This window comes from Micromonospora craterilacus, from assembly GCF_003236315.1.
Lineage (GTDB): Bacteria > Actinomycetota > Actinomycetes > Mycobacteriales > Micromonosporaceae > Micromonospora > Micromonospora craterilacus.
In genome coordinates this window covers 1-10,797 of record NZ_POTY01000001.1, presented here as the reverse complement: position 1 = coordinate 10,797, position 10,797 = coordinate 1, and the positions used below count along the sequence as shown (strand labels likewise).

Genomic DNA, 10,797 nt, shown 5'->3' with positions numbered 1-10,797 from the left:
GGTGCCGCGCTACTACGAGTACCGCCACACGGTGGGCTTCGAGGAGACGAACCTCGTCGGTAACGTCTACTACGTCAACTACCTGCGGTGGCAGGGCCGGTGCCGGGAGATGTTCCTGTACGAGCACGCGCCGGAGGTCCTGGCGGAGCTGCGGGCCGACCTCAAGCTGTTCACCCTGAAGGTCGACTGCGAGTTCTTCGCCGAACTGGCCCCGTTCGACCGGCTCGCGGTCCGGATGCGGCTGGCCGAGCTGACCCAGACGCAGATGGAGCTGGCCTTCGACTACCTGCGGATCGCCGACGACGACCTGCTGGTGGCCCGGGGACGGCAGCGGATCGCCTGCATGCGGGGGCCGAACGGACGCACCGAGCCGGCCCGCGTGCCGGCCGGCCTGGTCCGGGCGCTGTCGCCGTTCCGCGGCGCCGGCGTCGGGGCGGGGTGAGTGGCGTGCGGTTCGACACCCGCCTGGTGCACGGGGGACGCCGGGCCACGGCCGGCACCGGCGACGTGGTGCCGCCGATCCACGTCTCGACGACGTACGAGCGGCGGGCGCAGGACAACCCGCGCTACTTCTACGGTCGGGGCGAGAACCCGACCCGGGAGGAACTAGAGGAGTGCCTGGCCGGGCTGGAGGGGGCCGAGTTCGCGACCGTCCTGTCCTCGGGTCAGGCCGCCGCCGCGACCGTGCTCTCCCTGTTGCGTCCCGGGCAGTGCGTGGTGAGCACCGACGACGTGTACTCCGGCACTGACGCCCTGTTCGACCTGGCGGCCCGGCAGGGCATCCGGGTGCGCTACGCCGACCTGACCACGCCGGAGGGGATCGACGCCGCGCTGGACCAGCCGGACGTCGCGCTGGTCTGGGTGGAGACGCCGACCAATCCACTGCTGACCGTCGTGGACGTCGCCGAGGTCGCCAGCCGTACGCACGAGCGCGGCGCCCGGCTGGTGGTGGACAACACCTTCGCCAGCCCGGTGCTCCAGCAACCGCTGGCGCTGGGCGCGGACGTCTCGCTCTACAGCACCACCAAGTCGATCGCCGGACACGCCGACGTGCTGGGCGGTGCGCTGGTCTGTCGGGACGAGGATCTGCACGCGTCGTTCCGGTCGTACCGGACGGCGGCCGGCAACGTGCCGGGCGCGTTGGACTGCTTCCTGGTCCGCCGCGGCCTGCACACCCTGTCCCTACGGGTGCACCGGCAGGTGGGCAACGCCCGGGCGCTGGTCGAGCGGCTGCGGACCAGCCCCGCCGTCGGGGCGATCCACTACCCGGGGCTTCCCGAGCATCCGCAGCACGCGGTGGCCAAGGCGCAGATGGCCGCGTCCGGCTCGATGGTGTCCTTCGACTACCTGGGTGGTCCGGCCGAGCAACTACTGGACCGGTTCGTGTTGTTCTCCTGTGGGGTCAGCCTGGGCGGGGTGCACTCCCTGGTGGAGTGCCCGGCGCTGATGACGCACCGGCCGGTGCCGGCCGACGTCCGGGCCCGCCGCGGGATCGGTGACTCGCTCATCCGGCTGTCGGCCGGTATCGAGGATGCCCACGACCTCGTCGAGGACCTGTCCCGGGCGCTCGCCGACGGGACCTGACCCGGCGTGCCCGCCGCCCTCCGCCTGCCGTGAAATCCGCCTGCCATGAAAGGGGACCACCGATGACCGTTCCCGGCGTCGACACGACGTTGCCCATCGTCCGGGAGTTACCCGCGCCCGGCAGCTACCTGTGCGGGCTCACCTACGACGGCGAGTTCTTCTGGCACTCCGACCAGGAGGCCGGTGAGATCTACGCGCTCGCCCCGGACACCGGCGCGGTGGTACGCACGCTGTCCTGCCCCCGGCTACGGGCGGACCTGACGGTGGGCGGCGGGGCGCTCTGCCAGGTCGGCGGGCGGCCGAAGCGGATCCTGCTGGTCGACCCGCTCAACGGGGCCGCCCTCGGGGAGCGGGAGGTCGCCCCGTCCAGCGGCCGGCTCTGCGGCGTCGAGACCAGCGGGGTGATGATGTGGATGGGCCTGCGCGGCCCGTCGGTGGTGCAACTGCGCGATGTCGAGACGATGACCGTGCGGCGCGAGTTCTCGGTGCCCGGTACGCCGTCCGGCCTGACCGTGGCCGGAGATGTGGTGGTCTACGCCGACTTCGAGGGCGCGCTGCTGCGGGCGGTCGACGGCCGCGACGGCACGCTGCTCGGGGAGGCCCTGGTCGACGGCCGGCCGGTGGGCCTGACCTGGGACGGCGCGCTGGTCTGGTACGCCGACTTCGCCGGCCGCCGGCTGGCGGCGGTGCGGTTGCGGGACCTGCTCGCCACCGGGACGTTCGCGGCCGCGTGAGCCGGTCAGCAGCGACCGGGCCCGCCGTCGCCGTCCGGGTCGGACGGGTAGTCGTTGCCGGCGTACCAGTCGCCCCGGCCGTCCGGCAGCAGGTCCAGCACGTTCCAGACCGGGCTGAGCAGGTCGATCCCCCGTTCGCCGCCGTCCGGGAAGCTCGCCGGGGCCGAGTAGAAGTGCCGTACCCGGTCGCCCTCGGCGCGCAGCACGCTGACCATCGGGCGCTGCGTGCCGTCCGGGTACTCGGCCCGAACGTCGGCGTTGAACGAGGTGCCGTGGCTGGACACGATCCGCAGGCCGGTCCAGCCGCGACGCCGCGCCCAGGTCCGCAGCCGGGGCAGCGGCGCCTTCGCCACCACGGCGACCGCGGTGTGCCGGAGCAGGTGCGGCAGTACGCCGTGGAGGCCGTCGACCCACAGCGAGCACATCGGGCACGCCTCGGTGGCGTCCGGGGCGTACATCAGGTGGTAGAGGAACAGCGTGTGGTGGCCGCCGAACAGCTCGCGCAGCCGTACCTCGTGGGTCGGCTCCGCGTGGTCCAGGTCGGCGGGTCCCTCGGTGAACCGGTAGTCGCCGAGCAGCGGGCCCGGCGGCAGGGCGCGACGCGCGGCGGCCACCCGTTCGAGGCGGTCCCGCAGGTCCTGCTCGGCCGCGGCGAGCGTGCGCCGGGCGGCCGCGTACGCCTCGTCGGTGCCGACGGGCCAGCTCGGCGGCGCGGCCTGCGGGTGGACGGTCAGGTCGACCTCGGTCATCGGGATCCCCTTCGGACGATCCGGCCAACTCGGCGAAGGCTACCGGCGCGGTCGGCGCGACGACGGTCGCACCACGCCGGGGTTCGCGTCCGGTGTGCTTTAAGAACGCGTGGGATTCTCGCCCGCAGCCGCCTGCCGTTGCCCGATCAACTTGCTAATCATATAGTTGGCTGAGGCCGAGTGCTCCTTCGAGGAGAGCAGGATGACTGTCGTTCAGTTCGACTCCGCGGCCTTCAAGGCCGAGCAACGTGACACCTGGAACGCGGTCAGCGCCGGGTGGGACTTCTGGCAGGACCGGTACGAACGGGCCGCCGCACCGGTGACCGCCTGGCTGCTGCGCGCAGCCGGGCTGCGCCCCGGCGACCGGGTGCTCGACGTCGGCTGCGGTACCGGCGAGCCGGCGATCAGCGCCGGTCGACTGGTCGCCCCGACCGGCCGGGTGCTCGGCATCGACCTCGCGCCGGAGATGGTGCGCCGGGCCCGGATGTGCGCCGCCGGCCTCGACCACCCGATCGAGTTCGCCGAGTCCGACGTGGAGTCACTGGACCTGCCCCCGCGCTCGTTCGACGCCGTGCTCAGCCGCTGGGGGCTGATGTTCGCGGTCGACCGGCACCAGATGCTCTCCGACCTGCGCCGCCTGCTGGTACCCGGCGGGGTGCTGGCCGCGGCGGCCTGGCACTCCCCGGCAGCCAACCCGATGACCGCGCTGGCCTTCCGTGCGCTCGCCGCGGAGCTGCCCGGCCCACCGCCGCAGCGCCCCGGCCCGTTCAGCATGTCCGACGTCGGGCGCACCCGCGACGAACTGGTGGCGGCCGGCTTCACCGAGATCACCACCGAGTCCGTGCCGGTCTCGATGCGGTTCGCCTCGGTCGACGAATACCTCCAGTACGCCCGGGACGTGACGCCGCCCGGCCTGCTCCGCAGCGTGCGACAGCGCCTCGGCGGTGGCGCGGAACGCGCCGGGTGGGACCGCCTCGCCGAGGCCGCCGCCGAGTACGCCGACGGCGACGGCATCGTGACCCTGCCCGGGTCGGCGCTGTGCCTGCGGGCGCGCGGCGCTCCCGACGAGGCGGGGCCGGGGAGGCCCGGATGACCGCGGAAGCCGGCAGCGCGCCGGCCCGGGTCCACCTGTCAGCCCGGCACGACCGTCTGCTGGGACTCGCCCAGGCGTACGTCGACGAGGCCGCCGCCCGGGGCGAGCTGCCCCACCGGGACCTGTCCCGGCTGCCTGGCACCCGGGTCCGCGTCGACCCGGAGTTCTGCCGCGAGGTGGCCGGACACTTCGACCGCGCACCCCGGCGTGCCCTCGACGCCGACCTGGCGGCCCGCTACGCCCGGTTCACCGAGGAGACGCTGCGCCACTTCGCGCTGCTCGAACCGGCCGGGCTGACGGTCGTGCCCTGGCCCGGCCCGGGGCAGCCGTACCGGGGCGCGGCGGACCTGATCGATGCCCTGGACCGCACCGGCGTGCTGTACGTCTACCTCACCAACGACGGCCACGGCCCGCACGGGCCCACCCCGGACCACCCGCTCTGCGCGCCGTCCGGCGTCACCGTCGACGGCGTCGAACTGCTGCACAACGACATCTTCCGGGTCGTGCACGACATCTTCGGCCACGTCCTGCTCGGCGCGACGATGGGGGTGGCGGGGGAGTTCCGGGCCGCCTACGGCCACATGGCGATGTACTCGCCGCAGGTGCACCCGGTCGTCTTCACCGAACAGGTCAGCCAGATCTGCTGGTTCTTCCACGGGCCGCACCTCGCGGACCGGTCCGGGCGGTGGCCCCGCCGCGGCGAGCCCGGCTGGATCCCCCCGACCGATCGGCCCTACCCGGAGCAGAAACTGTTCCCCTGCCCACCGGGTTTCCTCGGCCGCTTCACCGCGAGCTTCACGGAGGAGACACGATGACCGACACGGCTGCTCTCCCACTGGCATCGGTGCGGGCCGAGTTCCCGTTCCTCGACCCGCCGGACCACGGCCCCCCGCTGGCCTACCTGGACAACGCGGCCACCACCCAGAAGCCCCGGTGCGTCCTCGACGCGCTGGTCGACTACTACACCACCGCCAACAGCAACATCGGGCGCGGCTTCTACGAGCTGAGCCGCCGGGCCACCACTCGCTACGAGGAGGCCCGGGCGGTGGTCCGCCAGTTCCTCAACGCCGCCCACGACGACGAGATCATCTTCACCCGGGGCACCACGGACGCGATGAACCTGCTCGCCGACACCTTCGCCGCGCGGATCGTCGGCCCCGGCGACGACGTGGTGGTCACCGGCATGGAGCACAACTCGAACCTGTTGCCCTGGCGGCGGCTGTGCGAGCGGCACGGTGCCACCCTGCGGGTGGTGCCCGCGTCCGCCGGACTCCCGGTCCGGCCGGAGGATCTGGCGGCCGTGCTGGGCCACCGCACCCGGCTCGTCGCGCTCACCCACGTCTCCAACGTGCTCGGCACCGTGAACCCGGTCCGGGACCTCGTCCGCGTCGCACACGAGCGCGGCGTGCCGGTCGTCGTCGACGGCGCGCAGGCGGTCCCGCACCTGCCCGTCGACGTGCGGGAGATCGGGGCCGACTTCTACTGCTTCTCCGGCCACAAGGTGTACGGCCCGATGGGCTCCGGCGTGCTCTACGGCCGGCGCGACCTGCTGGCCGACCTGCCGCCCTACCAGGTCGGTGGCGGCACGGTGAAGGGCGTCGCCCACCACGCCCCGGTGTCGTACGTGCCGGTGCCGGCCCGGCTGGAGGCGGGCACCCCGGACATCGCCGCCGCGGTGGCGCTCGCCGCGGCACTGACCTGGCTGGACCAGCTCGGCCGGCCGGCGGTCCGGGCGCACGACGCGCAACTCGTCCGGTACGCCGTCGACGCGCTGCACGACGTCGACCGGGTACGGGTCGTCGGCGACCCGGCCGCCGACCCGGCCGGGATCGTCTCCATCGCCGTGGACGGCCTGCATCCGTACGATGTCGGCGGTCATCTCGACCGGCACGGCATCGCCGTCCGCTCCGGCGTGCACTGCGCCAGCGCCTTCCTCGACGAGCTCGGTCTGCTCGGCACCGTGCGGATCTCGTTCGCCGTCTACAGCACCACCGCCGAGATCGACCGGATCGTGGCCGCCCTGCGCACCGTGCGGGCCGGGGAGTGGACCACGCACTACCCCGGCGTCCGGTTCCGGTGACCGCACCGGCGACCCCGGTCGTGGAGCCGGGCTTCGACACCCTACCCGTGGACGACCTGGCCGACGCGGCGCTGCGCCGGGCCCGGCACAGCGGGGCGAGCTACGCCGACGTCCGGCTGCGCCGGGTCCGGGCACTGCGCGAGCGGGTCCGCGACGGTCGCCCGGAGGGCAGCCAGGAGAGCGTGGAGACCGGCATCGGGGTGCGGGTCCTGGTGGACGGCACCTGGGGCTTCGCGGCCGGGGTCGAGCTGTCCCCGGCCGGGGTGGCCGCGCTGGCGACCCGCGCCTGCGAGCTGGCCCGTACGCTGCGCCCGTTGCGCGGCGCGCCGGTGCGACTCGCGCCCGAGCCGGTGCCCGCCCCCGCAGTCTGGGAGTCGCCGTGCGAGGTCGACCCGTTCGGGGTCCCGGCCGCCGAGCGCAGCGCGCTGCTGGCCGGGTGGTGCGGGCTACTGCGGGACGGCGGCGCGAGTCTGGCCGAGGCGTACCTCCAGGTGTTCCGCGAGTCCACGGTGTACCACGACAGCGACGGCCGGCGGATCCGGCAGCGGCGGACCTGGCTGCACCCGATGGTGTTCGGCTTCCGGATCGACACCGGCGACGGCACGTTCGAGGCCATGCGGACGCTCGGGCCGCCGGCCGCTCGGGGGTGGGAGTACCTGACCGGCACCGGCTGGGACTGGGCCGGTGAGCTGACCCGGATGCCCGACCTGCTCGCCGAGAAGGCGGCCGCCCCCCGCGTCGAGCCGGGGGAGTACGACCTGGTGATCGACCCGACCAACCTGTGGCTGACGATCCACGAGACCGTCGGGCACGCCACCGAGCTGGACCGGATGCTCGGGCGGGAGGCCGCCTTCGCGGGCAGCTCGTTCGTCCGGCCGGACGACGTCGGAACGCTGCGCTACGGCTCGCTGGCGATGACCGTGATCGCCGACCGGACCACCCCGCACGCGCTGGCGACCGTCGGCTACGACGACGACGGGGTGGCCACCCGGTCCTGGCCACTGGTCACCGACGGTGTGCTGGTGGGGGTGCAGCACGACCGGCAGACCGCCGGTGCGGCCGGGCTGGACCGCTCGACCGGCTGCGCGTACGCCGAGTCGTACCGGCACCTGCCGGTGCAGCGGATGCCGAACGTCTCGCTCTGCCCGGCCCCGGACGGCCCGGACACCGACGAGCTGATCAGTCGGGTCCGCGACGGCCTCTACGTCGTCGGCGACAACAGCTTCTCCATCGACATGGCCCGGGTGAACTTCCAGTTCACCGCCCAACGGTTCTACCGGATCCGGGACGGTCGGCTGGCCGGCCAGGTGCGGGACGCCGCGTACACCGGGACGACGCTGGATTTCTGGCGCTCGCTGGAGGCGGTCGGCGGCCCGCAGTCGTGGCTGCTGTCCGGCGCCGGTCAGTGCGGCAAGGCCCAGCCGCTGCAGATCGCCGCCGCCGGGCACGGTTGCCCGTCGGCGCTGTTCCGGGGGGTACGCGTCACCGACACGTCCACGGAGGTGACCGGATGAGCACGCTGCGGCCACAGGAGACGGTCGAGGTCGCCCTCGCCGCCGCCCGGGGGGACGCCACCGTGGTGATCGTGGAGCGGGGTGGCGACCGCTATCTGCGGTGGGCCGACAGCGCGCTGGTGGGCGCCGGCGACGGTGCCGAACATCGGGTGTCGGTGGTGTCGGTCGTTGCTGGCCGGGTAGGTGCGGTGTCAGTGTCCGGACCGGTGGACCGGGCGGAGGTCGTCGGCATGGTGCACGCCGCCGAGGCGGCGGCCCGGCAGGCGCCCCCGGCACCGGACGCGCGGCCGCTGCCCGAGCCCGGCGTGACGTCGCCGCACTGGGAGGAGCCGGTTCGGCCTCCTGCGCCGGGCGTGCTCGCCGGTCTGGTCGACCAGATCGCGACCGGGTTCGCGCGGGCCGAACGCAACGGTCAGGTCCTGCACGGGTACGCCGAGCATCGGTCTCGGACCACGTTCCTCGGCACCTCCACCGGAGTGCGGCTACGGCACGACGAGCCCGCCGGGCACCTGGAGCTGACCGCCCGCGACTCGACCGGCGCTCCGGTGTGGACCAACGCGGTGACGTCGGACTTCGCCGACGTGTCCGTGGCCGCCCTCCAGGACGAGCTGGACCGGCGGCTGCGCTGGGGGCGGCGGCGGGTCGAGCTGCCGCCCGGCCGGTACGAGTGTCTGGTGCCGCCCAGCGCCGTCGCCGACCTGATGAACTACGCGTACACCACGGCGGGTGCCGGGGCGGCGGCGCAGGGACGGACGGCGTACAGCCGGGCCGGTGGCCGTACCCGGATCGGCGAGACGGTCGCCGGGGTGCCGCTGACCCTGCGCAGCGACCCGCTGGCCGGCGGGTTGCGGTGCGCGCCCTTCCTGGTCGCCGCGTCGTCGACCGGGACGCGGTCGGTGTTCGACAACGGCCTGCCGCTCGGCCCGACCTGCTGGTGGGAGCGGGGGCGGCTGCGCTCGCTGGTGCACACCCGGGACAGCGCCGACGAACTGGGCATGCCGCTGACCCCGGTGGTGGAGAACCTGATCCTGGAGGGACCGCCGGGCGGTGGCGACGACGCGGACCTGGTCGCCCGGACCCGGCGCGGCCTGCTGCTCACCAGCCTGTGGTACATCCGCGAGGTGGACCTGGCCACGATGGCCCTGACCGGGCTGACCCGTGACGGCGTCTACCTGGTCGAGGAGGGCGAGGTGGTCGGCGCGGTGCACAACTTCCGCTTCAACGACAGCCCGCTGGCGATGGCCCTGCGGGTCACGGAGGCCGGTCGCGCCGTGCCGACCCGGGCCCGTGACTGGGGCGACGCGGTGGCGCACACCGCCATGCCGATGCTGCGGGTGCCCGACTTCCAGCTGACCGCCGCGACGACGGCGGTCTGAACGTCTGGCCCGACCTCGACGTCTTGCTAACGAAACCAATAGCGGCCGTGGGATGTGCGCGTCGAGGGATCCCGCGCGCCGATTCGAAGATCAGCCTTCGGCCATGCGTGAAACCGGACATCAATTCGCAAATGATCAATGTGGGCCGATTGACGACCACTTTAGAAATCGATAGCGTTTGGGCAATGGTCCTCCGGTCGAGAGGCGTCACAGAGGCGTCGATGCATCCGGGGCATACAGGGAGGTGGAGCCGTGACTGACACGGCGAGAGAGACCTACGAGTCGCTCAACATCGAGCCGAAGCCGCTGCGGCCGCACATCCTGGCTGCGGCGACGGTCGTCTTCGGTGACGACTACTACGGCGGCCGGCGGGAGACGATCAACCTGTCGGGCTTCGTGCAGATGAACAAGTGGCCGATGCCGGGGTTCAAGCACACCGTCGACGAGGACGGCACGGCGAGCTTCGACCTGGAGCTCATCAGCGCCCCCGAGGTCGGCATCAAGGGGTTCAGCTACACGCTGAACGACCGGATCCAGATCCTGTCGAACCCCTACCTGCCCAACACCGGCCACATCAAGCAGATCGTGCCCGGTAAGAACTTCCCCGCGGAGTTCTACATCCGTCGGTTCGGCATCCTGGAGACCAGCACCATGCGGCTGGCCCACCGGGGCGTCATCGACGTCAAGGGGATCGTGGACGGCCTGCCGCCGTACAAGACCCCGCTCACCTCGCCGTTCCTCGGCCGCCCCTACGGCGACCAGGGCGAGGTCATGCCGGCGCACAACGTGGTCCGGGGCACCAACCTGCCGGCCGCGTGGTACCCGTCGAACGACGAGAACGAGGCCGTCGGCAACACGCCGAGCGCCTTCTTCGCGTCGAGCATCGGCCCGTGCGTCTCGATGCTGGTCGACCCGTCGATCATCATCCAGGCCTCGACCGAGGCGAAGATCAAGGTCGAGGTCAACGGCCGTACCGAGGAGATCGAGCTGGCCGGCGACTACCCCCTGGCCGCCGGTGCCGAGATCCTCCTCTTCGGCCCGGAGAAGCACGACCAGGGCTCGGGCGTGCTGGCCCAGCTCGCCCGCGTGGCGTTGGTCGGCAACAGCCCGGCGCTGGGTGGCAAGGTCATGCTGCGGGCCAGCTTCTTCACCGTCTCGGGCGGCCAGCTCGGTGAGGGTACGGAGGACAGCCTGAGCACCCTGCGCTACCCGGGTGAGCTGCACTTCGACGCCCACTTCGAGGTGGTCACCCCGACGGCGACGCTGTACGCGGCGGCCCCGGTGCACCTGAGCGGCAGGCTCAAGGACATCGAGCCGACCGGCACGGTGCTGACGGCGGACCACGCGGACGCCGCGCTGCGTACCAACGACGGCGAGGTCCGTGCCCGCCTGACCGGCGTGCAGATGAAGCTGGCCGACGCGCTGGTGGGCTCCGAGGCCTACGTCAGCGCCTGACGGGTTGCTAGTGCCGTAGCAGAAGACGTCGTCCCGGGTGACATTCCGTCACCCGGGGCGCCGTCACTCTCCAGGGGTGGCAGTTATGTTCGAGCGGTTCACCGACCGAGCGCGACGGGTTGTCGTCCTGGCCCAGGAAGAGGCCCGGATGCTCAATCACAACTACATCGGTACGGAGCACATCCTGTTGGGCCTGATCCATGAGGGTGAGG

The 10,797-nt window shown here is 72.8% G+C and carries 11 protein-coding genes; 10 read left to right on the top strand and 1 reads right to left on the bottom strand.

Annotated elements, in window-relative coordinates; genetic code table 11:
- Window position 1: 1 nt before the first annotated feature.
- The 3 genes from C1I95_RS00055 (at window position 2) to C1I95_RS00045 (ending at window position 2,318) form a co-directional block, all read left to right on the top strand.
- Window positions 2-442, top strand: coding sequence for an acyl-CoA thioesterase (locus tag C1I95_RS00055; RefSeq protein WP_111211642.1), 441 nt, complete (start codon window positions 2-4; stop codon window positions 440-442).
- Between the two features lie 5 nt (window positions 443-447).
- Window positions 448-1,584 (top strand): trans-sulfuration enzyme family protein, encoded by a 1,137-nt coding sequence (locus C1I95_RS00050; RefSeq protein ID WP_111211641.1) that lies wholly within the window; start codon window positions 448-450, stop codon window positions 1,582-1,584.
- A gap of 62 nt (window positions 1,585-1,646) precedes the next feature.
- Window positions 1,647-2,318 (top strand): NHL repeat-containing protein, encoded by a 672-nt coding sequence (locus tag C1I95_RS00045; RefSeq protein WP_111211640.1) that lies wholly within the window; start codon window positions 1,647-1,649, stop codon window positions 2,316-2,318.
- A 5-nt stretch (window positions 2,319-2,323) separates the two neighbouring features.
- Here C1I95_RS00045 and C1I95_RS00040 read toward each other — a convergent pair whose 3' ends face one another.
- Window positions 2,324-3,067, bottom strand: a complete 744-nt coding sequence (locus tag C1I95_RS00040; RefSeq protein WP_111211639.1) for a DUF899 family protein — start codon at window positions 3,065-3,067, stop codon at window positions 2,324-2,326.
- Between the two features lie 202 nt (window positions 3,068-3,269).
- Here C1I95_RS00040 and C1I95_RS00035 point away from each other — a divergent pair, with 202 nt between their 5' ends.
- The 7 genes from C1I95_RS00035 to C1I95_RS00005 all read left to right on the top strand — a co-directional run.
- Complete coding sequence (locus C1I95_RS00035; protein ID WP_111211638.1) at window positions 3,270-4,160, top strand: class I SAM-dependent methyltransferase; 891 nt, start codon at window positions 3,270-3,272, stop codon at window positions 4,158-4,160.
- A complete protein-coding gene (locus C1I95_RS00030) occupies window positions 4,157-4,975 on the top strand; it encodes a crotonobetainyl-CoA--carnitine CoA-transferase (RefSeq protein ID WP_111211711.1) in 819 nt (272 codons plus the stop codon). Before C1I95_RS00035 ends, C1I95_RS00030 begins: the two co-directional genes overlap by 4 nt.
- Window positions 4,972-6,240 (top strand): cysteine desulfurase, encoded by a 1,269-nt coding sequence (locus C1I95_RS00025; protein ID WP_111211637.1) that lies wholly within the window; start codon window positions 4,972-4,974, stop codon window positions 6,238-6,240. The genes C1I95_RS00030 and C1I95_RS00025 overlap by 4 nt, the downstream gene beginning before the upstream one ends.
- Window positions 6,204-7,754 carry a TldD/PmbA family protein gene (locus tag C1I95_RS00020; protein WP_111211636.1) on the top strand — a complete coding sequence of 517 codons (1,551 nt, stop codon included), beginning with the start codon at window positions 6,204-6,206 and terminating at the stop codon, window positions 7,752-7,754. Before C1I95_RS00025 ends, C1I95_RS00020 begins: the two co-directional genes overlap by 37 nt.
- Window positions 7,751-9,130 carry a metallopeptidase TldD-related protein gene (locus tag C1I95_RS00015; RefSeq protein ID WP_111211635.1) on the top strand — a complete coding sequence of 460 codons (1,380 nt, stop codon included), beginning with the start codon at window positions 7,751-7,753 and terminating at the stop codon, window positions 9,128-9,130. The genes C1I95_RS00020 and C1I95_RS00015 overlap by 4 nt, the downstream gene beginning before the upstream one ends.
- Before the next feature lie 252 nt (window positions 9,131-9,382).
- Window positions 9,383-10,585: a DUF6004 family protein gene (locus tag C1I95_RS00010; RefSeq protein WP_111211634.1), complete on the top strand. Its 1,203-nt coding sequence runs from the start codon at window positions 9,383-9,385 to the stop codon at window positions 10,583-10,585.
- Window positions 10,586-10,670: 85 nt separating this feature from the next.
- A partial coding sequence (locus C1I95_RS00005; RefSeq protein WP_146605600.1) for a Clp protease N-terminal domain-containing protein occupies window positions 10,671-10,797 on the top strand: 127 nt, incomplete at its 3' end.